Annotated in this window: 23 protein-coding genes; 7 read left to right on the top strand and 16 right to left on the bottom strand. The window is 70.9% G+C overall.

Annotated features, from left to right (window positions below; genetic code table 11):
- The first annotated feature begins 79 nt into the window (after positions 1–79).
- Complete coding sequence (locus tag ACIQPT_RS20400; protein WP_401157285.1) at positions 80–1,246, top strand: alkaline phosphatase PhoX; 1,167 nt, start codon at positions 80–82, stop codon at positions 1,244–1,246.
- 151 nt (positions 1,247–1,397) lie between these two features.
- On the opposite strand, the gene ACIQPT_RS20395 is transcribed toward ACIQPT_RS20400, so the two are convergent.
- The 8 genes from ACIQPT_RS20395 to ACIQPT_RS20360 form a co-directional block, all read right to left on the bottom strand.
- Entirely contained in the window at positions 1,398–1,808 is a 411-nt protein-coding gene (locus tag ACIQPT_RS20395) for a VOC family protein (protein WP_401157284.1), read from the bottom strand.
- A 134-nt stretch (positions 1,809–1,942) separates the two neighbouring features.
- Positions 1,943–2,980 carry an ArsR/SmtB family transcription factor gene (locus tag ACIQPT_RS20390; RefSeq protein ID WP_401157283.1) on the bottom strand — a complete coding sequence of 346 codons (1,038 nt, stop codon included), beginning with the start codon at positions 2,978–2,980 and terminating at the stop codon, positions 1,943–1,945.
- Positions 2,981–3,618: 638 nt separating this feature from the next.
- Positions 3,619–6,330 (bottom strand): pyruvate, phosphate dikinase, encoded by a 2,712-nt coding sequence (gene ppdK, locus ACIQPT_RS20385; RefSeq protein ID WP_401157282.1) that lies wholly within the window; start codon positions 6,328–6,330, stop codon positions 3,619–3,621.
- Positions 6,331–6,695: 365 nt separating this feature from the next.
- Positions 6,696–7,373 (bottom strand): HAD family hydrolase, encoded by a 678-nt coding sequence (locus ACIQPT_RS20380; protein ID WP_401157281.1) that lies wholly within the window; start codon positions 7,371–7,373, stop codon positions 6,696–6,698.
- A complete protein-coding gene (locus tag ACIQPT_RS20375) occupies positions 7,370–8,572 on the bottom strand; it encodes an ABC transporter ATP-binding protein (protein WP_401157280.1) in 1,203 nt (400 codons plus the stop codon). The genes ACIQPT_RS20380 and ACIQPT_RS20375 overlap by 4 nt, the downstream gene beginning before the upstream one ends.
- Before the next feature lie 5 nt (positions 8,573–8,577).
- Positions 8,578–9,489 (bottom strand): ABC transporter permease, encoded by a 912-nt coding sequence (locus ACIQPT_RS20370; protein WP_401157279.1) that lies wholly within the window; start codon positions 9,487–9,489, stop codon positions 8,578–8,580.
- Positions 9,477–10,391 carry an ABC transporter permease gene (locus ACIQPT_RS20365; RefSeq protein ID WP_401157278.1) on the bottom strand — a complete coding sequence of 305 codons (915 nt, stop codon included), beginning with the start codon at positions 10,389–10,391 and terminating at the stop codon, positions 9,477–9,479. Before ACIQPT_RS20365 ends, ACIQPT_RS20370 begins: the two co-directional genes overlap by 13 nt.
- Positions 10,391–11,569, bottom strand: a complete 1,179-nt coding sequence (locus ACIQPT_RS20360) for an ABC transporter substrate-binding protein (protein WP_401157277.1) — start codon at positions 11,567–11,569, stop codon at positions 10,391–10,393. Before ACIQPT_RS20360 ends, ACIQPT_RS20365 begins: the two co-directional genes overlap by 1 nt.
- A gap of 267 nt (positions 11,570–11,836) precedes the next feature.
- On the opposite strand from ACIQPT_RS20360, the gene ACIQPT_RS20355 reads away from it, so the two are divergent.
- The gene (locus ACIQPT_RS20355; protein WP_401157276.1) at positions 11,837–12,592 is read left to right on the top strand and encodes a GntR family transcriptional regulator; all 756 of its coding nucleotides are present in this window, start codon (positions 11,837–11,839) and stop codon (positions 12,590–12,592) included.
- Positions 12,593–12,718: 126 nt separating this feature from the next.
- Here the strand turns inward: ACIQPT_RS20355 and dusB are convergent, their stop codons facing one another.
- Positions 12,719–13,867: a tRNA dihydrouridine synthase DusB gene (gene dusB, locus ACIQPT_RS20350; protein WP_401157275.1), complete on the bottom strand. Its 1,149-nt coding sequence runs from the start codon at positions 13,865–13,867 to the stop codon at positions 12,719–12,721.
- Between the two features lie 172 nt (positions 13,868–14,039).
- Here dusB and ACIQPT_RS20345 point away from each other — a divergent pair, with 172 nt between their 5' ends.
- Positions 14,040–14,405, top strand: coding sequence for a hypothetical protein (locus ACIQPT_RS20345; RefSeq protein WP_401157274.1), 366 nt, complete (start codon positions 14,040–14,042; stop codon positions 14,403–14,405).
- Positions 14,406–14,410: 5 nt separating this feature from the next.
- Here the strand turns inward: ACIQPT_RS20345 and ACIQPT_RS20340 are convergent, their stop codons facing one another.
- Positions 14,411–15,070, bottom strand: a complete 660-nt coding sequence (locus ACIQPT_RS20340; protein ID WP_401157273.1) for an MSMEG_1061 family FMN-dependent PPOX-type flavoprotein — start codon at positions 15,068–15,070, stop codon at positions 14,411–14,413.
- Between the two features lie 51 nt (positions 15,071–15,121).
- A complete protein-coding gene (locus ACIQPT_RS20335) occupies positions 15,122–15,700 on the bottom strand; it encodes a TetR/AcrR family transcriptional regulator (protein ID WP_401157272.1) in 579 nt (192 codons plus the stop codon).
- Positions 15,701–15,770: 70 nt separating this feature from the next.
- On the opposite strand from ACIQPT_RS20335, the gene ACIQPT_RS20330 reads away from it, so the two are divergent.
- Together ACIQPT_RS20330 and ACIQPT_RS20325 are read left to right on the top strand one after the other, a co-directional pair.
- Positions 15,771–16,688: an NADP-dependent oxidoreductase gene (locus tag ACIQPT_RS20330; RefSeq protein WP_401157271.1), complete on the top strand. Its 918-nt coding sequence runs from the start codon at positions 15,771–15,773 to the stop codon at positions 16,686–16,688.
- A 233-nt stretch (positions 16,689–16,921) separates the two neighbouring features.
- Positions 16,922–17,659 carry a class I SAM-dependent methyltransferase gene (locus ACIQPT_RS20325; protein ID WP_401157270.1) on the top strand — a complete coding sequence of 246 codons (738 nt, stop codon included), beginning with the start codon at positions 16,922–16,924 and terminating at the stop codon, positions 17,657–17,659.
- Between the two features lie 152 nt (positions 17,660–17,811).
- On the opposite strand, the gene ACIQPT_RS20320 is transcribed toward ACIQPT_RS20325, so the two are convergent.
- The gene (locus ACIQPT_RS20320; RefSeq protein WP_401157269.1) at positions 17,812–18,780 is read right to left on the bottom strand and encodes a glutaminase; all 969 of its coding nucleotides are present in this window, start codon (positions 18,778–18,780) and stop codon (positions 17,812–17,814) included.
- A gap of 128 nt (positions 18,781–18,908) precedes the next feature.
- Positions 18,909–19,940: a 3,4-dioxygenase subunit beta gene (locus ACIQPT_RS20315; RefSeq protein WP_401157268.1), complete on the bottom strand. Its 1,032-nt coding sequence runs from the start codon at positions 19,938–19,940 to the stop codon at positions 18,909–18,911.
- A gap of 225 nt (positions 19,941–20,165) precedes the next feature.
- On the opposite strand from ACIQPT_RS20315, the gene ACIQPT_RS20310 reads away from it, so the two are divergent.
- Together ACIQPT_RS20310 and ACIQPT_RS20305 are read left to right on the top strand one after the other, a co-directional pair.
- Positions 20,166–20,930, top strand: coding sequence for a hypothetical protein (locus tag ACIQPT_RS20310; protein ID WP_401157267.1), 765 nt, complete (start codon positions 20,166–20,168; stop codon positions 20,928–20,930).
- Positions 20,931–21,085: 155 nt separating this feature from the next.
- Positions 21,086–21,484, top strand: coding sequence for a hypothetical protein (locus tag ACIQPT_RS20305; RefSeq protein WP_401157266.1), 399 nt, complete (start codon positions 21,086–21,088; stop codon positions 21,482–21,484).
- 88 nt (positions 21,485–21,572) lie between these two features.
- Here the strand turns inward: ACIQPT_RS20305 and ACIQPT_RS20300 are convergent, their stop codons facing one another.
- The 3 genes from ACIQPT_RS20300 to ACIQPT_RS20290 all read right to left on the bottom strand — a co-directional run bounded on the left by ACIQPT_RS20300 (position 21,573) and on the right by ACIQPT_RS20290 (position 23,703).
- Entirely contained in the window at positions 21,573–21,950 is a 378-nt protein-coding gene (locus ACIQPT_RS20300; protein WP_401157265.1) for a nuclear transport factor 2 family protein, read from the bottom strand.
- 173 nt (positions 21,951–22,123) lie between these two features.
- On the bottom strand, positions 22,124–22,690 hold the full coding sequence (locus tag ACIQPT_RS20295) for a GNAT family N-acetyltransferase (protein WP_401157264.1): 567 nt from the start codon (positions 22,688–22,690) through the stop codon (positions 22,124–22,126).
- A 74-nt stretch (positions 22,691–22,764) separates the two neighbouring features.
- Positions 22,765–23,703: a MerR family transcriptional regulator gene (locus ACIQPT_RS20290; RefSeq protein ID WP_401157263.1), complete on the bottom strand. Its 939-nt coding sequence runs from the start codon at positions 23,701–23,703 to the stop codon at positions 22,765–22,767.
- Positions 23,704–23,821 lie beyond the last annotated feature (118 nt).

The raw sequence follows: 23,821 nt of genomic DNA, 5'->3' as shown, positions 1-23,821 counted from the left end.
AACTCCGTACTCCTACAGTCCTGACGCGCGACCCGCCGGTCCGTCCGGAGCGGCGGGCCCACTCATGCGTGGAGTGATCGTGGAACGTCGGACCTTCTTGCGCACCGCGGTGATCGGCAGCTCGGCGGCGGCCTTCGGCGGCACGCTGTGGCGGGGCGCCGCCTTCGCCGACCCGGCCCAGCCGGCCCCCGGCCCGTACGGCGCCCTCCAGGCGGCCAACAGCGACGGCATCCAGCTGCCGAGCGGCTTCACCAGCCGTGTCGTCGCCCGTTCCGGGCAGACCGTGCCCGGCACCTCCTACCGCTGGCACAGCGCGCCCGACGGCGGTGCGACGTACGCCGACGGCTCGGGCTGGATCTACGTCTCCAACGCCGAGGTGTCCCCGAGCAGCGGGGGCGGGGCGAGCGCGGTGCGGTTCGACTCCTCGGGGACGGTGACGTCCGCGTACCGGATCCTGGCGGACACGAACAACAACTGCGCGGGCGGCGCCACCCCGTGGAACACCTGGCTGTCCTGCGAGGAGGTCACCCGGGGGTACGTCTACGAGACCGACCCGTGGGGTGTGGACGCGGCGGTGCGGCGGCCGGCGATGGGCCGTTTCAAGCACGAGGCGGCCGCCGCCGACCCGGACCACGGTTACGTGTATCTCACCGAGGACGAGAGCGACGGCCGCTTCTACCGCTTCCGGCCCACGACGTGGGGGGACCTGTCGAGCGGCACGCTGCAGGTGCTGGTGGCGGGCACGGCCACCTCCGGACCGGTGACCTGGGCGAACGTTCCGGACCCGGCCGGCTCCTCCACCCAGACCCGGCACCAGGTGTCCGGGGCGAAGGTGTTCAACGGCGGTGAGGGCTGCTTCTACGCGGCGGGCACCTGCTGGTTCACCACCAAGGGCGACAACCGGGTGTGGGCGTACGACGCGAACGCCTCGTCGATCTCGCTCGCCTACGACGACTCGCTGGTCACGGGCGGCACCGCCCCGCTGACCGGCGTGGACAACGTCACCCGGTCCGGATCCGGGGACCTCTACATCGCGGAGGACGGCGGGAACATGGAGATCTGCCTGATCACGCCGGACGACACGGTGGCCCCGTTCCTGCGGATCACCGGCCAGTCCGGTTCGGAGATCACCGGGCCCGCGTTCTCGCCGGACGGCGGCCGGCTGTACTTCTCCTCGCAGCGCGGGACGAGCGGAAGCTCCTCCGGGGGCATCACGTACGAGGTGAAGGGGCCCTTCCGCAGCTGACGGCGGTTTCGGCAGCGGACCCCTTCGGCCGAGGGCGACTTCCGCCGAGGGCGGTTTTCGGCCAAGGGTCGCGGCCGGGGCGCCTGCGGGCGGCGGGCCGGCCGGCGCGGGATGCCGCGCCGGCCCGGCGTACGGCCGGGGCGCCCCTCGGTCAGGCCTGGCCCTCGACGGCGGACGGGTCCATCCACATGACCTCCCAGATGTGGTGGTCGGGGTCCTGGAACGAGCGGCCGTACATGAAGCCCATGTCCTGCGTCTCGCCGGCCGGGAACCCGCCGGAGGCCAGCGCCGCGTCGGCCAGCTCGTCGACCTTCTCGCGGCTGTCGGCGCTGAGCGCGAGGATGACCTCGGTCGCCTTCGACGCGTCGACCACGTCCTTCTTGGTGAACTCCTTGAAGCGCGGCTCCGTCATCAGCATCGCGAAGATCGTGTCGCTGATGACCAGACACGCGGTCTTGTCGTCGCTGAACTGCGGGTTGGTCGTGAAGCCGAGCTTCCCGAAGAAGCCCACCGTGGTCTCCAGGTCCTTCACCGGCAGGTTCACGAAGATCATCTGAGCCATGGTCGTTTCCTCTTCCTCTGTCCCGGGGCGCCCTCGGTGGTCCGTCCGGCGCTTTCGATGGTTAGACGGCGGGGCCGCACAGAACTCATCGCCGTTCGGCGGACGGATGTGGGGACAGGCCCGGCGGGAGCCCCTCAGGGCAGGGCGAGCGGGGCGCCGCCCCGCAGCAGGGAGCCGCCGAGCGGGGTCAGCGTGTGCAGGACCGAGCTGCCGTGGCGCAGCGTCAGGACCAGGCCCGCCTCGCGCAGCACCGAGGCGTGCTGGCTGGCGGAGGCCAGCGACACTCCGGCCCGGCGGGCGAGCTCGCTGGTGGTGCAGCCGTTGCCGATGGCCTGGAGGACGGCCGAGCGGGTGTGCCCGACGAGCCGGCCGAGCCAGGGGCCCGGCTCGGCGAAGACCGGGGCGCCGGGGTTGGTCACCGGGTAGACGAGCACCGGCGGGAGCGACGGGTCCCGGTAGACGACCGGGGTGCCCCGGCAGAAGAAGGACGGCTGGAGCAGCAGCCCGCGCCCGTCCAAGTGCAGATCGCGGTCGACCGGGTAGTCCGCCTCCAGCACGGGTGAGCGCCACCGGATCATCGGCGGCAGGGTGGCCAGGAGCCCGTCCGCGCCGCCGTCCAGCAGGGCCCGGCCGCGGACGGCGCGCTCCGCCTCGACGCTGGCCCTGATGTGCGGCCAGTAGGGCTCGACGGCCGCGTGGTGGTAGCTGCGGAGGGCCCCGATGAGCCGGGAGAGCGGCTCGGCGCGGTCCTCCATGAGTGCGGCGGGCAGCGCCGCGCTCGTTCTTCCCGATCCCGCCACCCGCTGACCGACCGACCGGTCTGCCCGCTGCCGCACACGCCCGGCGGCCAGCAGCTCCAGCTCCGCCTGGACCCGGTCGGCGGGGGTGTCGCGCAGCGCCTCCATTCCGACGTCGAGCCCGAAAGGTTCGGCGCCTTCCTGGGAGGGCGTCAGGAAATCCGGGAAATAGCCGCGGGGCGGGACGACCGCCGCCAGCAGCTGTGCTTCACCATTCAACCGAGCCCGGGATTCCGTGCGCCATTTCCCGAACACCGACGAAGCACGCCGGTCCCTGAGCCGGTGAAAACTGAGAATGGTTTCCCACAACGCGTCCGGCCTCGTGGCCATCCGCACCCGCGAAAGGTCCAGCCTGGACACATGGATACGCAGCACTACTCCCCCACCTGTTGCATCCGCAATTGCCCCCACCGAAGGGTATGCGGACCGTCACAGGAGGTCACCACGGGGTTTCGGCCAGAAGTGAAAGGTGTCGCCCCGTTCCGCTTCACCCGAAAGGCTGTACGACGTCGGGTACGCATCCGGTGCCCACCGGATGAGCACGTGAAGGCCGTGGGGGGCTTTGTGTGTTCGGCGGCGGTGGGCGACGGTGCGGCTCCGTACCCGACGGGGGTAAGCCGGGTGCGGTCCATGGGTGGGGATCCATGGACCGCACCCCGGTCCCCACTCCGGTCCACCGGGCAGCCACCCGCATTTCTTTGCGCATTAAACGAAGCAATGTGCTCTGCGCCACATTCTTCGCGCGGCATTCGGTGCTCACTCCTGACGGCTTCCCCGTACCGCCGGTCATTTCCACGCACGCCACTTCCGTACCGCCGGTCACTTCCGGGCGCACCGGTCCCCTTACCGCCGGTCACTTGCCCGCCTGTGCAAGGCGAAGCGGCGGCACCCCCGCACAGGGTGCCGCCGCTTCTCGGTGGGCCTTCGAGGCCATGGTCGGTGGGCAGGGCTGTTCGTGCAGCCCTGCCCATGAGGCCCGGGGTGTTCGTGCACCCCGGACCGGTGAGCCCGGGTCAGCGGCTGTCACTGCCCCGGGACTCGGCTGCGGCCCGGCCGGCCTCGAGACGGGCGACCGGGATACGGAACGGCGAGCAGGACACGTAGTCCAGGCCCACCTCGTGGAAGAAGTGCACCGACTCGGGGTCGCCGCCGTGCTCGCCGCAGACGCCGAGCTTGAGGTCGGGGCGGGTGGCCCGGCCGGCCTCGACGGCGCTGCGGACCAGCGCGCCGACGCCGTCCTTGTCGATCGTCTCGAACGGGGAGACCCCGAAGATGCCCTTCTCCAGGTACGCGGTGAAGAACGAGGCCTCCACGTCGTCGCGGGAGAAGCCCCACACCGTCTGGGTCAGGTCGTTCGTGCCGAAGGAGAAGAACTGCGCGGCCTCGGCGATCTGGCCCGCCGTCAGCGCGGCGCGCGGCAGCTCGATCATGGTGCCGATGGTCAGCTTGAGGTCGGTGCCGGTGGCCGCCTGGACCTCGGCGATGACCCGGTCGGCCTCCTCGCGGACGATCTCCAGCTCCTGGACCGTGCCGACGAGCGGAATCATGATCTCGGCGCGCGGGTCGCCCTTGGCGTTCTTGCGCTGGGCGGCCGCCTCGGCGATGGCCCGTACCTGCATGGCGAACAGGCCGGGGATGACGAGCCCGAGGCGCACCCCGCGCAGGCCCAGCATCGGGTTCTGCTCGTGCAGCTTGTGCACCGCCTGGAGGAGGCGCAGGTCGTTCTCGTTGGCGTCCTTGCGGGACTCGGCGAGCGCGACGCGCACCGACAGCTCGGTGATGTCGGGGAGGAACTCGTGCAGCGGCGGGTCCAGGAGGCGGACGGTGACGGGCAGTCCGTCCATCGACTCGAACAGCTCGATGAAGTCGGCCTTCTGGAGCGGGAGGAGAGCGGCGAGAGCGGTCTCGCGCTCCTCGTCGGTGTCCGCCAGGATCAGCTTCTCGACCATCTCGCGGCGCTCGCCGAGGAACATGTGCTCGGTGCGGCAGAGGCCGATGCCCTGGGCGCCGAAGCGGCGGGCGCGCAGCGCGTCCTCGGCGTTGTCGGCGTTGGCCCGCACCCGCAGCCGGCGCACCCGGTCCGCGTACGCCATGATCCGGTGCACGGCGGCGACCAGCTCGTCGGCGTCGTCGGCCCCGGCGTGCATCCGGCCCTCGAAGTACTCGACGACCGGCGACGGTACGACGGGTACCTCACCGAGGTAGACCTTGCCGGTGGAGCCGTCGATGGAGACGAGGTCGCCCTCCTCGATCACCGTGCCGCCGACCGTCATCCGGCGGCGCTTGGTGTCGACCTCCAGGTCCTCGGCGCCGCAGACACAGGTCTTGCCCATGCCGCGCGCCACGACCGCCGCGTGCGAGGTCTTGCCGCCGCGCGAGGTCAGGATGCCCTCGGCGGCGATCATGCCTTCGAGGTCGTCGGGGTTGGTCTCGCGGCGGATCAGGATGACCTTCTCGCCGGAGCGGGACCACTTGATCGCGGTGTACGAGTCGAAGACGGCCTTGCCGACGGCGGCGCCGGGCGAGGCGGCGATGCCGCGGCCGAGCAGCTCGGTCTTCGCCTCGTCGTCGAAGCGCGGGAACATCAGCTGCGCGAGCTGCGCGCCGTTGACCCGCTGGAGGGCCTCGGCCTCGTCGATCAGGCCCTGGTCCACGAGCTGGGTGGCGATGCGGAAGGCGGCGCCGGCGGTGCGCTTGCCGACCCGGGTCTGGAGCATCCAGAGCTGGCCGCGCTCGATGGTGAACTCGATGTCGCAGAGATCCTTGTAGTGGTTCTCCAGCGTCTCCATGATCTGCATGAGCTGGTCGTACGACTTCTTGTCGATCGACTCCAGATCGGCGAGCGGCACCGTGTTGCGGATACCGGCGACGACGTCCTCGCCCTGCGCGTTCTGGAGGTAGTCGCCGTAGACGCCCTGGTGGCCGCTGGCCGGGTCGCGGGTGAAGGCGACGCCCGTACCGGAGTCGGGGCCCAGGTTGCCGAAGACCATCGAGCAGACGTTGACCGCTGTGCCGAGGTCGCCGGGGATGCGCTCCTGGCGGCGGTAGAGCTTGGCGCGGTCGGTGTTCCACGAGTCGAAGACCGCGTTTATGGCCAGGTCCATCTGCTCCCGCGCGTCCTGCGGGAACTCGCGTCCGGCCTGGGTCTCGACGATCTTCTTGAACTGCTTGACGAGCTTCTTGAGGTCGGCCGCGGCGAGGTCGGTGTCGATGCTGACCTTCTTGGCGTGCTTGGCCGCCTCCAGGGCCTCCTCGAAGAGGTCGCCGTCGACGCCGAGGACGGTCTTGCCGAACATCTGGATCAGGCGGCGGTAGGAGTCCCAGGCGAAGCGCTCGTCGCCGGACTGGGTGGCGAGACCGGCCACCGAGGCGTCGGAGAGACCGATGTTCAGGACCGTGTCCATCATGCCGGGCATGGAGAACTTCGCGCCGGAGCGGACGGAGACCAGCAGCGGGTCGTCGGCCTGGCCGAGCTGCTTGCCCATGCGCTCTTCCAGCGCCTTGAGGTGCGCACTCACCTCGTCGCGCAGCGCGGTCGGCGCGTCGCCGCTCTCCAGGTAGACCTTGCAGGCCTCGGTGGTGATCGTGAAGCCCGGAGGGACGGGCAACCCGAGGTTGGTCATCTCGGCGAGGTTCGCACCCTTGCCGCCCAGAAGATCCTTCAGATCCTTGTTGCCCTCGGTGAAGTCGTAGACGAACTTCTGGGGATCTTTGTTTTCCGACACGGGTCTCGACTCCTCGAGGACGCGGTGGCTGCCCTGACGGCGAGGAACATACCCAGATCGAAGGTGTATGGGTACGTCCACTTGGTCGTCATGCGGCCGCAACCACCCGTCCGCCAGCAGATCGAAAGGGCCGCCCGGCCGAAGCACCTGAGCTCTTGCCTTCACCTCCTGAAGACAACATGGCCGAAACTTGACTCTACCCGCTCACTTGAGCGGCTATCTCGCCAAGTGAGTCCACTTCTCGAAGCCAGCAGGGTGGCACTGAGTGCCACGTCTTCCAGAAGTGCAGCCATCTCCATTTCGCTCATCTGAGCGCAACCCCGATCAAGGGTGGCGTGAATCACGCTCGTTTCGGACCCCGGATTTCAGGATCCGGACGCCTCCGGACCCCTCAGGCAGTCGCCGAGCACCTCGAGGTCGACCTCTTCCAGGCTACGGGCGAAGGTCCGCCCCCGCGCGGGCTCCACCGGCAGCAGCGAGGGCACCACCAGCACCGCGCACCCCGCGGCGTGAGCAGATGCGGTGCCGTCCGGGGAGTCCTCGACGGCCACGCAGGCCGAGGCCGGGACGCCGAACCGGGCCGCCGCCGCCCTGTACGGGTCCGGATGCGGCTTGGTCCGTACGGTGTCGTCGGCCGACAGCGTGAAGGCGAAGTCCGCCCCGGCCAGCGACCCGGCCACCACCGCGTCCACCACACTCCGGGGCGAGGCGCTGACCAGGGCGAACGGCACCTCGGACCGCTCCAGAGCGGCCAGCAGCGCGGCGGCCCCGGGGCGCAGCGGGGCGCCCGCGTCGACCTTGCGGAAGAAGGACGCGGTCAGCTCGGCGGCCACGCCGTCCAGCTCGTCGGCCGCCGTGCCCGTGACACCGATCAGATGAGCGGCGGTGTCCGCGACGGCCCGGCCGACGATCTCCGGCGCGTCCGCGTCGGAGAGCCGGTGGCCGAGCCCGGCGGCGACCTCGTCGGCCGTCTCCCACCACAGCACCTCGGTGTCGACGAGGGTGCCGTCCATGTCGAAGAGCACGGCGGCGGGCGCGCTCATGCCGCCGCCTTCCCGGTCCGCCCGTCCGTCACGGGAACGGCGGGGGTGGTGGGGGCGGCGGGGACGACGAGCACCGGACGCGGCACGGGCGTGACCCGGGCCCGTACGCCGGGCAGCAGGTCGGCGGCGTCGCGGGAGGGCAGGTCGGCCTTGAGCGCGACGCCGTCCGGGAGGTCGAGCAGGACCCGGGTGACCGAGCCGAGGAAGGAGGCGGAGACGACGGTGGCCGCGCCCTCGGGGTCGGCCTCGGCGCGGATGTTCTCGGGCCGGATCAGGACGTCGACGGGCCCGCTGCCCGCCGGGATCTCGCCGTCGGCCGGCAGGGTGGCACCCGCGACCTCGACCGAGCCGGTCCCGGTCAGCCGGCCCGGCAGCCGGTTCATGGTGCCGACGAACTCCGCGACGAACGCGGTGGCGGGGCGTTCGTACAGCTCGGCCGGGGGTGCGCACTGTTCCAGGCGGCCCGCGTTGAGGACGGCGACCCGGTCGGCCATGGAGAGGGCCTCCTCCTGGTCGTGGGTGACGAAGATGGTGGTGATGCCGAGCGACAGCTGGAGGCGGCGGATCTCCTCGCGGAGCGCGAGCCGCACCTTGGCATCGAGTGCCGAGAGCGGTTCGTCCAGCAGCAGCACCCGGGGCCGCAGCGCGAGGGCGCGGGCCAGGGCGACGCGCTGCTGCTGGCCGCCGGACATCTGGTGCGGGAAGCGTCCGCCGTGGTCGGGCAGCCCGACCAGGTCGAGGAGTTCGGCGGCGGTGGCGTGCCGCTCGGCGGTGGACACCTTCCGTACGCGCAGGCCGAAGGCCACGTTGTCGCGGGCGTTCAGGTGCGGGAAGAGGCTGTAGGACTGGAAGACCATCCCGGCGTCGCGCCGGTTGGCGGGGATGCGGGTGATGTCCTCGCCGTCCACCAGGACCTCGCCGGAGTCCGGCTGCTCGAACCCGGCGAGCACCCGCAGCGCGGTGGTCTTGCCGCAGCCGGAGGGGCCGAGGAGGGCGAGCAGTTCGCCGGGTTCGGCGGTGAGGTCGAGCCCGTCGAGGGCCACGGTCGGGCCGAACGCCCGGCGCAGCGAGCGGAACTCCACCCGGGCTCCGGTGGCGGCGCGCCCGTCGGCGGCCGACGCGGCCCGCGCCGGGTCGGGGCGTCGGGCGGCGGCGGTGGACGGGGCTGGCAGGGCTGGCAGGGCTGGCAGGGCTGACATGGGTGCTACTCCTTGCCGGGTACGGGGGTGGGGGCGGCGGAGACGGCGGCGGACGAACCGGTTCCGGCGCGGGAGAGGACGAGCAGCAGGGCCCAGGTGATCAGCAGGCTGAGCAGGGACACCGCGACCGACATCCGGGCCTCGGCACCGGAGACGGAGACGATCCACACCGCGAAGGGCCGGAAGCCCAGCAGCGAGGCGACGGTGTACTCGCCGAGCACCAGCGCCAGGGTGAGGAAGGAGGCCCCGGCGAGCGAGGAGCGCAGATTGGGGAGGATGACGCGGAGGATCACGTACAGCCGCCCGGCCCCGCAGTTCCGGGCCGCCTCCACCAGCGTCGGCACGTCGACCGCACGGAGTCCGGCGTCCAGCGAGCGGTGCACGAACGGCAGCGCCAGCACGGTGTAGGCGAGGACCAGCACCACCGGGAACGACTCGTTCTGCACGGCGAGGAAGGTCTGGTAGAGCGGGGTGCGGGAGAAGTGGTCGGGCCCCCAGCGCAGCACCGTGGCGATCCCGGTGACCAGCGCGATCGGTGGCACCACCAGCGGCAGCATGCAGACGACCTCGACGACGGCGCGCAGCCGGGGCGGCCCGAGCCGGACCGCGACCAGGGCGGGCACGACGAGCAGCAGGGCCAGCGCGATGGTGGCGGCGGCGAGGGAGAGCGAGAGGAACAGGCTCTCGGTGAAGCCTTCGGCCGACAGGATCCCGCTGTACGCCTCGAAGGTGATGCCCTGGTTGGGCACCTGGACGGTGAAGACGAACGAGGAGACCAGCGGGGTGAGGAAGTACAGCCCGGCGACGGTGAGCACGGCCCCGCGCCAGTAGCGCGGGCGGCGACGGGCCGTCCTCACCGGGGTGGCGACGGGAGCCGTGGATACCGGGTCCGTGGAGAGGGGGGTCAGCGCAGCCATCGGGAACTCCGTCGCTGGAGGGGCAGGTAGACCGCCATCACCAGTCCGGCGATCACGATCATGTCGAGGCTCAGCGCCAGGGCGACGTTCTCCTGGCCGACCAGGACGTTGCCCGAGAGCGCGTCGGCGATCTTCAGGGTGACCAGCGGGACGGAGCCGCCGACCAGCGCGGCGGCCGTGGCGTGCGCGGCGAAGGCGCTGCCGAAGAGCAGGACGAAGCCGCCGAGCAGCGAGGGCGCGAGAACCGGCAGTCCGACGTGACGCCAGAACTGCCAGGTGGAGGCCCCGGTGTTGAGCGCGGCCTCCTGCCACTGCGGGCGCAGCCCGTCCAGGGCGGGGACGACGACGAGCACCATGAGCGGAACGAGGAAGTAGAGGTAGATGACGGTGAGCCCGGTGAAGGAGTAGAGGTTCCAGCCGAGGGCGTCCAGGTGCCCGATCTCCGTGACGACCCCGGAGATGCCGAGGGTCGCGACGAAGGCGAAGGCGAGCGGGATCCCGCCGAAGTTGGCGAGCACCCCGGAGGCGGTGAGCACCGCGCCGCGCAGGGCGCCGCGCCGGGAGGTGACGACGGCCTGGGCGATCAGCACCCCGAGCACGGTGGCGAGCGCGGCGGTCAGCGCGGACAGTTGGACGCTGCCGGTGAGCGAGGTGAGGTAGGGCCCCTGGAGCGAGCGCGCCAGATGCTCGCCGGTGAGCTCGGTGGTGCCGGCGACCGGGTCGGTGCGGGTGAGCGCCCCGTACAGCAGGGCCCCGGCGGGCAGTCCGAAGCAGAGCCCGGCGAAGACGAGCAGCGGGAGCGCGCCGAGCCAGGCGGGGGGCGGCCGGCGGCGGGCGCGGCCGCCGGCGCTCACGGTGGCCGCCCCGGGACCCGGGGCGGCGGTCGGGTGGGAAGGGGGCATCAGGAGACGGCCTTGTCCCAGTTCTCGGCGAGGGTGGCGTTGGCCTGGTCGAGCTCCTCGGAGCTCGGGAAGGCCGGGGTGCCCTCGACCTGGGGCAGCTTGGCGACGAAGGTCTTGTCGGCGGTGCCGTCCTCGGTCATGGCGGGCAGCAGCACGGGGCGGGCGTAGCCCTTGAGCCAGAGGTTCTGGCCCTCGGCGCTGTAGAGATACTCCATCCACAGGCGGGCGGCGGCCGGGTGCGGGGCCTCCTTGTTGATGGCCTGCGAGTAGAACTGGGCGTAGACGCCGTCGGCCGGTACGGAGACCTTCCAGTCGACGCCCTTGCCCTTGAACTGGTCGGCGTACCCGGCGTTCAGGTAGTCCCAGTCGATGCTGATCGGCGTCTCGCCCTTCTCGACGGTGGCCGGGGTGGACTCGACGGGGATGAAGTTGCCGCTCTTCTTCAGCTTGCCGAAGAAGTCGATGCCGGGCTGGATGTCGCCGAACGAACCCTTGTTGGCGAGGGAGGCCGCGTAGACGCCGCCGAACGCGGAGCCGGACTTGGTCGGGTTGCCGTTGAGGGCGACCTTGCCCTTGTACTCGGGCTTCAGCAGGTCGGCGAAGGTCTCGGGGCAGGTCGTGATGCGGGCGGCGTCGCAGCCGATGGAGACATAGCCGCCGTAGTCGTTGTACCAGCGGCCGTCCGCGTCCTTCTGGCTGTCGGGGATCTTGTCCCAGGCGGTGACCTTGTACGGGGCGAAGAGGTTCTCGGCGGCGCCGCTGCGGGCGAAGGCGATGCCGAGGTCGAGGACGTCGGGGGCGCGCTTCTGGCCCTTGCGGGACTTGACGGCGGCTATCTCGTCGGAGCTGGAGGCGTCCGGGGTCTCGCTCTTGATCTTGACCTTGTACTTGGCCTGGAAGGCCTTGATGACCTCGCCGTAGTTGGCCCAGTCCGGCGGCAGGGCGATGACGTTCAGCTCGCCCTCCTTCTCGGCGGCGGCGACCAGGTCCTCCAGCCCGCCGAAGTCGGCGACCGAGGTGGCCTCGGTGGACTTCACCCCGTTCACCCCGGTCGCGGCCTTCTCCTCGGGAGCGGCGCCGCACGCGGTGAGCGCGGTGAGGGCGGCGGTGGAGAGGGCGAGCGCGGCAACGGCACGGCCGTTGGCGCGGATACGGGGGCGGGGTCGGGCTCTGCGCACGGTGTGTCTCCCGGGAGCGAAGTGAGTGCCACTTGTTCATACAAGCTGGCATCAGTTCGCCCGCCCCAGGTGTCCGGACGGTTAACGTCCGATGTCCGGTGCCGCAAGAGCCGAGGAAGAGGAAAGCCGGTGATATCGGGGTTGTGGTAGATACGGGACCGTGCGCGGCGACGGCCCGAGGGGGCGTTAAAGTGAGTTTCCGGACCGTGGCGCAAACACTTCCCTGTGCACAGCACGGATCCATATCAGTCGACCGACGGGGGGCGCGTGGGCCGTTCACGCTACGAGGAGATCGCCGAGTCGCTGCGACAGGCGATCCGGGGCGGCGTCTGCCCGCCGGGCTCCCGGCTGCCGTCCGAGAGCGAGCTCGCCGCCCGCTGGTCCGTCTCGCGCGGCACGGTCCGCCAGGCGGTGGCGCTGCTGGCGTCCGAGGGCCTGATCGGCTCCCGGCAGGGGGCCCGCAGGGTGGTCCTGCGCCAGGAGCGCCGGCAGAGCTTCGAGCAGCTCAACAGCTTCGCGCAGTGGGCGCGGGCAATGGACTGCGAGGTCTCCAGCCGGATCCTGGCCCGCACCACCCGCCCCGCGACCGACGAGGAGGCGGCCCGCCTGGACACCGCCCCGGGCAGCGAGGTGCTGTACGTACTGCGCCTGCGACACCTGGACGGCGAGCCGGTGATGGTCGAGCGGACGGTGTACGCGGAGTGGGTGGCCCCGGTGGTCCGCGCGCTGCCCGAGGACTGCGTCTCGATCATGGACAGCATCGCGGAGCGGGCCGGCATCGTGGCGCACTACGGCGAGCACCTGATCGACGCGGTCGCGGCGGGCAGCGAGGACGCCCGGCTGCTGGGGGTGCGCCGGGCCAGCCCGCTGCTGCGGCAGCGGCATCTGACGTACACGGCGGCGGGCCGGGCCATCGAGTGGACGGACGACCGCTACCGGGCGGGCAGCGTCGTCTTCACCGTGATGAACTCCGCGTCGGCGGCCCCGCTGGAGCGGCGGGCGGGCCCGGACGTGGGCGGCTGAGACTGTCCCGTACGCGTACGGGCTGAGCCTCTCGTACACGTACGGGCTGAGCTCTCGTACGCGTACGCGTACGGGCTCGGCTCCGATGACGCGTACGGGCTCAGCTCTCGTCGAACGCGTACGGGCTCAGCCGCCGGAGGTGTCCAGCTCCGCTTCGGCGCTGATGCCCGAGCAGTCGTACGGGTCCTTCAGCCAGCCGTCCGGCAGGACGACCCGGTTGTTGCCCGAGGTCCGCCCGCGCGGCCCGTCGGCGCCCTCCGGCCAGGACTGGTCGAGGTCCAGCTCGTGCAGCTGGCCGCTCAGCTCCTCCAGCGAGGAGGTGATCGCCAGCTTCTTGCGCATCTCGGAGCCGACCGCGAAGCCCTTGAGATACCAGGCCACGTGCTTACGGAAGTCGATCACGCCACGGGTCTCGTCGCCGATCCACTCCCCCAGCAACGTCGCGTGGCGCACCATGACGTCCGCGACCTCGCGCAGCGCGGGCGCGTGCCGTTCCGGACGCCCCTCCATGGCGTTCACCAGGTCGGCGAAGAGCCAGGGCCGCCCCAGGCACCCGCGCCCGACCACCACCCCGTCGCAGCCGGTCTCCCGCATCATCCGCAGGGCGTCGTCGGCGCACCAGATGTCACCGTTGCCGAGGACGGGAATCTCCGGGACGTGCTCCTTGAGCCGGGCGATGGCGTCCCAGTCGGCGGTGCCGCCGTAGTGCTGGGCGGCGGTGCGGCCGTGCAGGGCGACGGCGGTGACGCCTTCCTCGACGGCGATGCGGCCCGCGTCGAGGAAGGTGATGTGGTCGTCGTCGATGCCCTTGCGCATCTTGATGGTGACGGGGAGGTCACCGGCGTTGGAGACGGCCTGATGGAGGATGGCACGCAGCAGGGGCCGCTTGTACGGGAGCGCGGAGCCGCCGCCCTTGCGGGTGACCTTGGGGACCGGGCAGCCGAAGTTCAGGTCGATGTGGTCGGCCAGATTCTCGTCGACGATCATCCGGACCGCCTTGCCGACGGTGACCGGGTCCACTCCGTACAGCTGGATCGAGCGCGGCGTCTCGGCCGCGTCGAAGTGGATGAGCTGCATGGTCTTCTCGTTGCGCTCGACCAGCGCCCGCGTGGTGATCATCTCGCTGACGAACAGCCCCTTGCCCCCGGAGAACTCCCGGCACAGCGTCCGGAACGGGGCGTTGGTGATGCCGGCCATCGGGGCCAGCACGACCGGCGGCTGCACGGTGTGCGGGCCGATGCGGAGCTGCGGGAGGGCGGGGGCGAGCGTGGTCATTGCTCCATTGTCGCGTACGCCGGACGGGTGGCGGTCCGGGCGGCCCCGGCGGGCCCGCGAGTCAGGGGGCAGGCGAGTGCCCGCCTGGGCTGCCGGAGCCCGAGTATGTGGCACATCCTGGTCCCCCGGAGTCCGCGTCCGCCCGGCGCGGGCGACAAGCCACGAGGTGCACATGGCCCATCTGTTCCTTTTCGGCTGCTTCCTCCTGCTCGGCGTTGTCAGTTCGCTGGCGGCCCGCGTCGGGTACCGGGGCAGGGTCGGCGACAGGTCCGTCGGATACGAGGTTCCGGCGAAGGTGACGTCGGACCCGGCGCTACGGGAGCGGGCGAACAGCCTGGTGGCGTTCTGGTGCACGGGGGCCGCGATGCTCGGCTTCGCTCCGCTGGTGCCCCTCGGGAGCGTCATCCTGAGCGACGGCGGGAAGGCGGTCTCCACCTGGGGGCTGGTGGCGTTCGCCGCCTACGGCCTGGTCGTGGCGACGGTGGGGGCCTACCCCTTCGAGAAGATCAAGCAGCTCGGCAGCACCACCGAACGCTGAGCCACTCACTCGTACCGGTACTTCAGGGAGTCCGCCTCCGCCTGCTCGATGTCGGCGATCGTCAGCTCCGGCATCCGCAGCTGGGCCAGTGTCACCTCGGCCGAGGTCGGCTGTGCGTCCTTCGGCAGCCACTGCTCCGGCTTCCAGGCGCCGCTGCGCAGAAGCGACTTGGGGCAGTGCGGGTAGACCTCCTCGATCCCCAGCACCAGCGCGCTGGCCGGCGGCTTGCCCACGGCGGTCAGCTGGGACAGCAGCTCCGGGCGGGTCGAGACGCAAGCCCGGCCGTTCACCCTGAGCGTCGTGGTGCGCCCCGGGATGACGAACAGCAGCCCGGCCCGTCCGGTGGCGATGACGTTCTGCAGGGTGTCCAGCCGCTTGTTGCCGGTCGCGTCCGGTATCGCCACCGTCCAGGCGTCCAGGACGGCGACGAACCCGGCGGGCCCGCCACGCGGGGAGACGTCACAGTTGCCCTCGGCGTCCGCGCTGGCGATCAGGACCAGCGATGAGCAGCCGATCAGCATCCGGGCCTGATCGGTGAGTTCGGTCATCTGCTTGCGCAGCGCCGCGTCCCTGGGGAGCTCGTAGGCTTGGCGCAGCGCCTCCTGGTCCGTCAAAGCGTCGAGGCGGAGCGAGTCGAAGGCACTGCCGGCAAGGGATGTCGTCATGTACCCGACCTTAACGAGCCACGCGCACATGAAGTGGCGCGCGGATTCGGCTCAGGCGAGGCGCGAGGCGCCCCACGCCGCCTCGATCATCCGGAAGATCTCGTCCACCGCGGTCTCCGGATCGGCCGCCTCGCGGGCCAGCGAGTAGGCGTCGATCGCGAACCTCGCGATGGTCCGGCAGGCCGTCGACGTCTCCGGTACGCCGAGATCGGCGGCGATGACGGCGGCCAGCGACTCCGCGTGGCGCAGCCGCATCGACTCCTCGTACTCCCGCAGCGCCGGTGACGCCTCGATCAGGTTCCGGACCGGGGCGGCCTCGGGCGCCGTGCAGTGGCGCACCAGGGCGTGGATCTCGTGGCGCAGCGCCGGAATCAGCGGCTCACCCGGCGCCCGGTCGGCGACCGCCCGCACGAGACCGCGCTCGAATCCCTGGTCCTGCTCGAAGACCAGCGCCTCCTTCGCCGCGAAGTGGGAGAAGAGCGTGGTCACGGCGACGTCCGCCTCGGCGGCCACGTCCCGGATGCCGACGTCGTCGTAGCCGCGTTCCAGGAAGAGGCGCAGAGCGGCGTCGGCGATCTTCTGGCGGGTCGCGGCCTTCTTGCGCTCGCGGCGTCCGGGCGGCTCGATCATGCGCTGACACTAGCAAATACAAAACAACAACAGATTCAAAACCCTAACGGTTAGTGTTACGGTCGACGGCATGAAGAAAGTGAGCTTCGCCGCGTTCGGCGGCCCCGACGTCCTGCGCCTCATAGATGCCGAGGAGCCCCACGCGGGCCCCGGCGAGATACGCGTCTCCGTACGCGCCGCCGGAGTGAACCCGGTCGACTGGCGCATCCGCGAAGGCCAGGTCCTGGGAGCGCACCCGACCCAACTGCCGTCAGGAGTGGGCCTCGACGCCGCCGGAGTGGTGGACGAGGTCGGCGAGGGGGTCGAAGGAGTGGAGGCCGGCGACCACGTATTCGGCGAAGGCTCCAGCACCTACGCCGAGTTCGCCGTGCTGTCGGCCTGGGCCCGGATGCCCGAGGGTCTGACGTTCGAGGAGGCGGCGGGATACCCGTCGGTGGTGGAGACCGCCCTGCGCGTCATCCGGGAGGTCGGCGTGCGGCCCGGCCAGACCCTGCTGGTCAGCGGAGCGTCCGGCGGGGTCGGATCGGCGGTCCTGCAGATCGCGCGCGACCGGAGCATCAGGGTCATCGGCACGGCCGGCGCCGCCAACCAGGACTATCTGCGCGACCTGGGCGCGCTCGCCACGACGTACGGCGATGGCTGGGTCGAGCGGGTGCGTGAACTCGGCCATGTCGACGCGGCGCTCGACCTGGCGGGCTCGGGCGTGATCCGCGAGCTGGTCGAACTGACCGGTGATCCACGGAAGGTGATCACCATCGCGGACCTGGACGCGCCGGAGTCCGGCGTCCGCTTCTCCGGCGTGGCAGGCAGCGTGCCGGACGCGCTGGCCGAGGCCGCCTCGCTCATCTCGCGCGGCAGGCTGCACATCCCGGTCGAGAAGTCCTACGCGCTCGCGGAGGCAGCCGCCGCGCACGCCGACAGTCAGGCGGGCCATACGCGGGGCCGCCGCGTCATGGTCATCCCACGCGGGACAAGGTCACCGCAGTGACCACATCGGGCACCGGGGCACGGTCGGCGACAGATCCGCCGGATACGGGGTCCCGGCAGAGGTGAAGTCGGCCCCCGCGCTACGGACCCCGCGCTACGGAATCGGGCGAACAGTGGCGAACAGTCTGGTCATGGTGACGGCGGGGGGGTATCCGTTCGAGAAGATCGAGCACCTCGGCGGATCCACCGGACACCGCGACGCGAGGCGCTGAGGCGCGGGGACAGGACGGAAGCATGCTCGATTACGACGACGAGGCCCGGCACTACGACGTGTCCCGCGGTGGCGAACCGAGGGCCCGGGCGGCAGCGGACGCGGTGGAACGACTCCTGCCGCAAGGACCTTGTGCGGTCCTGGACATCGCGTGCGGCACGGGCATCGTGACCGAACGGCTGCGGCGTCCGGAGCGGACCGTGGTGGGCGTCGACCGTTCGCCCGGCATGCTGGGCCTCGCCGCACGCCGGTTGCCGGGAAGCGTCGTACGCGGCGACGCCACAGCACTGCCCTTCGCACCGAGGACGGTGGACGCCGTCGTCATCGTCTGGCTGCTGCATCTGCTCCCGGACCCCGCACCCGTGCTGGCCGAGGCGGCCAGGGTGCTGCGGCCCGGCGGGGTGCTGATCACCACCGTCGACAAGAACAACGCGTACTTCACCGAGGACAGCGACATCGGCGAAGCCACTGCGGACCTGCGACGCCGGTACGCACCCCAGGCGCCCGACCGGTCCACGTGGGTGCTCGACCGGGCGGCGGAGCTGGGGCTGAGCATGGCCGGCCGGACGGTGTTCCCCGGTACGGGGCAGGGCCGCAGCCCTCGCAGATGGCGCGAGGTGATCGACGCGGGTGACATTCCCTGGTGCGCACACGCGCCTCAGGACCGGGTGGCCGACGTGCGCCGACGACTCGCCGCACTGCCGGACCAGGACATGGCCCGCCCGGACCCGATGTACCGCCTCATCGCCTTGAAGTCGTAACACCGCAACGGCAGTTCGCGGCCGACGGCCCAGGGCCGCGCGGTCAGCCGCCGGCGGAGGCGCCCTGCGCCTGCGTGACCGAGTCGACGTACTTGATCAGCAGACGGGCGAGCTGCCGCGCCAGTTCTGGACCAGGTGATCCCGGCGGCACGTCAGAAGACGGACAGCCCGGTGAGCGTGGTGAACCGGTCGAGGGCCGACACGCCCGCCACCGAGTTGCCCCGCCGGTCCAGCCCCGGGCTCCATACGCACAGGGTGCACACACCGGGCACGATGGCGATGATCCCGCCGCCGACACCGCTCTTGCCCGGCAGCCCGACCCGATAGGCGAACTCTCCGGCCGCGTCGTACGTCCCACAGGTGAGCATCACCGCGTTGACCTGCTTCGCCTGGCTGCGGGTCAAGAGCGCGGAACCGTCGGCGCGGACCCCGTGCCGGGCCAGGAACCCGGCGGAGAGGGCGAGGTCCGCGCAGGACGCCTCGATGGAGCACTGCCGGAAGTACGCGGAGAGCAGTTCGGGGATCGGGAGCGTGATGTTGCCGTACGACGCCATGAAGTGGGCCAGCGCGGCGTTGCGGTCGCCGAAGGCCGCTTCGGAGGCGGCGACCTCCGGCATGAAGTCGATGGCAGGGTTGCCGCTCTCCGAGCGCAGCAGCTCCCGCACCTGGCCGGCCGCGTCCCCGGTCAGGGACTGCAGCCGGTCGGTCACCACGAGGGCGCCGGCGTTGATGAACGGGTTACGGGGAATCCCGTTCTCGTACTCCAGCTGCACCAGGGAGTTGAACGGGTTGCCCGAGGGCTCACGGCCCACGCCCCGCCAGAGCTGCTCGCCGTCCAGGGAGAGCGCCAGGGCCAGCGCGAACACCTTGGTGATGGACTGCGTCGAGAACGGCTGCCGCCAGTCGCCGACACCGTAGACGGTCCCATCGGGCTCCGCGACGGCCATGCCGAATCGCCGGGGGTCGGCATCGGCGAGCATCGGTATGTAGTCGGCGGGGCTGCCGTGGTCGTCGAGGGCGGCCATCTCATCGGCGATGCGGCTGATGACCGCGCTGAAGCGGTACGAGCCGGCGCGCGGGACGGCGCTGCCCGCCCCGGGGTCGGCGGAGGCGTGGGACACGGCGATTTCCTGACGGGAGAGGAACGAGGAGGCCCGGCGGGCGGGAGACCGCCCATAGTCTGACCCGCCCACCGGAACCAGCCAAACACCTCCGCCGCCGCGACTCCCGGCAGCCCCGGTACGACTCGCTACTGCTGACCGCCGGACGGCGGCGCGCCGGTCGGGGCACCGCTGGGCGGCTGCCCTCCCGGGCCTCCGCCGCTCCCGCCTTCCGGCCCTCCTTCCGGCCCTCCTCCCGGTCCTCCTCCCGAGGCGTCGCCTCCGGTGGGCTCGGTGCTGGTGTCGATGGGCACGGTCAGGGTCGCCGTGTAGCCAGCTTCCGGTGAGCCGGTGGTGGCGGCGAGCTGGTGGACACCGCCGTCGTCCCCGAAGACGTTGTCGGTCTTGAGGGTGAGCTGGGCGAGGTTCTCGACGGAGGACTCGTAACCAGCCGTGGCGAAGACGCTGTCGCAGGCCTTCTTGGGGAGCGCGAGTTGTGAGGTCGACAAGCGTTTGTCGTAGTCGGTGACGGAGTCGAGGCCGGGGTAGATCTCAAAGTGCACATGCGGCCAGCGTCCTGGGTAGCAGGCGGGGAAGACGCTGACGAACTTCACCCGGCCCCGGCTGTCCGCCACCTGTACGCCGCGGAGGTAGTTCTCGTTCTCGACCCCTTCGGAGTACAGCGAGTACTTGCCGTCCCGGTCGCACTGCCAGGCGTAGATGGCCGCGCCGGCCATCGGCCCGCCGCCTTCGACGATGTCCAGCACGGTGAGTTCGAAGGTGAAGGGGATTCCCCGGGCCGTCGTGCCGGAGTCTCCGAAGCTCGACCGGATGTCCTGGCGGACGATGCCGTCCTTGTCCAGAACGTTGACGCCGTTCGTTCCGTCCGCGGGGTAGGGACCGTTGGTCTCGTCGGGGATCTCGGTCAGCGATGAGGCCGCCGACGCGGAGGAGGAGGCCGAGGCGGTGGCGCGGTTCGCAGGCGTGGAGTCCGAGCCGCACGCCGCCAGAGCGGCCATACCGCCGACCCCGCCGAGGAAGCCCAGGACCTTCCTGCGCGAGTGCAGTGTGCCGAGGTCGAACCCCAGGCCCTGATCGACGACCTCCTCCCCCGGATGCGGCAGCGGACGCCCCTCGTAGGCGGGGCCTACGGACGTCGTGCCAGGTTTCGGCTTCCTCATCGCGTGCCTTCCGTCAGCGGTGCCGGGACGACGGGTGCGTCGGCCCCGCAGGCCAGCATCGCCGCTGAACCCATGACGGACCTCGGCATCGCCTGTGCGCACGCTGAGAAGGCCGGCTTCCCCATGGTGATGCGCGGCTGTACAACCTGGTGTGGATCTCGACTGTCTGTAAGGCGCCGGAGGGATGATCCTTCGGCGCCTTTCCGTACGGAGATCGGGGATCAGGTGGCGAAGCAGGTCTGGAGAGTCGTCGTGGCCGGTGGTGCGGCGGCGGTGTTCACGGCCGTGGCCGCGGTGCCGGCCGGGGCGGCCGAGGGTGGGGTCTCGTTCACCCGTGTCCAGGTGAACGGCGGCAAACCGATCGTGATCGGGACGACGAAGGAGGTGGCGGTGCCCGCCTCCTTCCGGATGACGACCAAGCACAAGTGGAAGTGGCCGGCGGTGTTCCTCTACCGCAGCGGTGCCGACGACCGGCTGTGGCACGCCATCGAGACGAGCGACTGCATCAAGCCGGGCTCGGGCGTCTGCGACATCAAGGAGACGATGTACTTCGACCCGAGCCTGTACGACATGCGCAACAGCGAGGCCGGGGTCTGGAAGGTCGCGGCCGAGGTGCACTTCAAGGCCGGCGGCGGCGACATCGACGCCAAGGGACTGACGGTCCACGTCAAGCGCAACTCCCGCCTGACCGTCAACGCCGCGCCCGAACCGGTGGCCAAGGGCAAGACCATCACCGTGACCGGAAAGGTCACGCGGGCCAACTGGCAGACCCGGAAGTACGCCGCCTACGGGGGCCGCCACGTGAGCCTGCAGTTCAAGCCCTCCGGCTCCGCCACCTACACCACGGTGAAGAAGGTGTACGCCAACGGCTCGGGCAACCTCAAGACGACCGTGAAGGCCTCCAAGACGGGGACGTGGCGCTGGGCGTACGGCGGCAACACCACCACCGGGCCGTCGAAGTCGCCCGGGGACAACGTCGTGGTGAAGTGATGGCCGCCGTGCCGACGGGCGGGCGGGGGCCGGTCCGTCGGTAACGGCTGCGACAGTCACGACGGTCATGGCGTCGGGGTCGGGGTCGCGGTCGGCCGCGAGCGCGGTGGGCTCTGCCCCGGGCGCTGTGCGTACACGGCCTTGGGTGGCCCCTCATGGACCACCCCACCGATGACCTGGCGTTGCTGGAGTTGCTGTGCTCCGCCGACGAAGGGCGGGTCCCCGGCGAACTCGAGTCGTCAGGCCCTCACGAGAACGCTCCCGACGCGGCCGTGGACATCTACGGGGTCGACTGCGGCCGTCTGCTTCTCACTCTCTGGCGCGGCCGGCTGCATGAGGTGATCTACCAGACCCCCGCGGAGTCCGGAGAGGACGCGGCGCGGCGCAACGACCGGCTATTCGCGCACTACGGACAGGGCGAGGGCTGGAACGAGATTCTCGACAACGGTTTCGGCAAGACCTATCGGGGCGCCGATCAGCGGCGGTACGCGCTATGGAGCTACGTCATGGACTTCATGACCTTCGGCACGATGGAATTCCATCAGGTCAAGTAGTAGCCGAAGAGCCTGACCGACCGCGAACCGCAGCCCCGGAGTGCCGAGAGGGACAAGTTCACGAGAAGGACAGCGACAGAAGGACAACTCAGGGGGCGGACGGCTCGATCTCTCCCGCAAAAACGATGACCTGGTCGATGAGGCTCCGTCGCAGATGGACGACGTCCGTTCCCGCCAGGCGGGGGCCTCCATCCGGCGTGGTGAAGCCCCACTGGTACCGGGCCCACTCATCAGGCATGTCCACCGCTGAGCAACGCACCATCGTGCCGGTCCCCGCCGGGTGGCGCCGGATGTCCAGCACGAACCGCTCGACCGCCGCGATTCCTTCGCTGCGCCCCAACGGCCCCCAGAAGACCACGTCTGAGGTCAGGGCCTGGGAGAGCAGGGCGGTCACATAGCTGTCGTCCGAGGCGTTGAAAGCGGAGATGAACGTGTCGATCGCGGAGCGTGCCGTCTCTTCCTGCATGCTCCAGTAATACCAGCCGTTACGCGTGCGCTCGTCCCGCGAGCCGCCTTCCGATCACGGTGGACGCGCGATCCAGGACATCTGGCCCTCTTCGGACGCGGCCACCTCGTCAAACGCCCGGAGACCCTGGTGGTGTGATCAGCCGCAGCCGATCCGCAGGAACCGGGAGGGCCTCAGGCGCTCGAGCGCCGTATGTGCAGGTGGCCATCGAGGGGGAAGGAAGGCGGCGCCGCGGGCAGGACGCTGTCGAAGTCGTACCGGCTCTTCTGCGCGACCTGGCACGATGCCAGGTTGTCCACCTGGTGCAGGAGTTCGAGACGCTCCAGCCCGTCGGCTTCGAAGGTGTCGAAGGCCCAGTTGGTGAGGGCCTCCAGAGCGCGGGGGGCCACTCCCGTCCCGCGAGCGTGCGCCGCGGTCCAGTAGCCCACCTCGGCCGCCGGTTTGCCGTGGGCGACTTCCTTGAGGACCACATTGCCCATCAACTGTCCGCGCCCTGAACCGGGTTGTGCCGCAAGGACGGCGAAGCCGAACCGGTCTCCCGCTGCCCAGCCCTGCTGCTGGGCCCGCACCCACCGTGCCCCGTCAGCATCGTTGTCCACGGCAGAGCTCGCCCACTGGCGCAATCCGGGATCCCGGCTCACCTCGACCAATGCAGCAACGTCCGCCATGCGCCAGGGGCGAAGAACGAGAGCGGGAGCGGCCGACGTCGCGGCCACCTGAAGGACAACGGGGGCATTCATGAACCCACCATGTGCGGCGGTGTTCTCAGCCGGCTCCGGCCGCGTCCGCCGCATGCCGCCTTGCGGCCGTACCGTCATCGCTGCGTCCGGACGCGCAGAGCCTGGACGGACCAGTCGAGCACGGGAGCCAGGCTCTCCGGGGCCGGCCAGCCGTTGACCACTGCGAGCAGCCGAAGGTATCGCTCCCTGCGGGGGTCGTTCACGCTCTCCAGCCGAGTCGCCAGCCGACGGCGAAGCTCGACGTCGTCGGGGCGGCCGAGGAGGCGCGCGTAATGCGCCGTGAACGCCGCGACGATCGGATCGGCCTGGGGCGAGGCCGGATCAATGCCGGTGGTCACGGCCGGGCCGGCCTCGTCACGGACGGCTGCGGCGATGTCGCGGCGCGGGCCCCTCATGTCGCTTCGGGCCTGGTCGACTGCCGTGTCCTCGACCATCCGCCGCACCATGGCGCGGAAATCCGGGTCCAGGGACATCTCGGCCAACTCCACCCACGCCTGGACCTGCTCCGCCTCCGGGTTGTCGGGCAGCTCGGGGGTCATCGAGCGCATGGCAGCCTCGAATGCGGGGGCGGCGTCGAGGCCGCCGAAGACGGCGTCGAGGAAATCGCCGATCAGACGTCGGCGTTCGTCCTGGGAAAGCTGGGCCAGTCGGTGCATGAGTTCCGTCTCCTCGGGTGTGGACCCGCGCTCGGCCACCGCCGTCAACACCGCGCGCCGCAGGCGCAGGACCCGGATCTGCACCGCCAGTGCTTCGGCGTGCGCCGCGGCGACCTCGGGAAGCGAGAGTTCGCGGTCCACGACCTTGCGGATCGTGGGAAGGTCCAGTCCCAGCTCGCGCAGGGTCCGCACGAGGTCCAGGCGTGCGGCGGCATCGATGTCGTAGAGGCGGTAGCCGGCCGGGCTGCGGTCCGTCGGCGCCACGATTCCGCGATCGGAGTAGAACCGAATGGTCTTGACCGTGAGCCCCGTCCGCCGGGCAAGCTCGCCGATCGAGTAGAGCGTGTCGCCGTCCATGCCCCCCACCTTTGCGTCTCCCCCTACGGGAGACTCAAGCCCCTTCGCCTGCCGGCGGCCAACCCCCGAGCAGCAGGATGCCCCACCATGCGCGGCACGGTGGGGCGTCCTGCTGCTC

This window comes from Streptomyces sp. NPDC091289, assembly GCF_044757365.1.
Taxonomy (GTDB): Bacteria; Actinomycetota; Actinomycetes; order Streptomycetales; family Streptomycetaceae; genus Streptomyces.
Note: the sequence above shows the minus strand (reverse complement) of the source record. Positions and strands in the feature narration are given on the sequence as shown.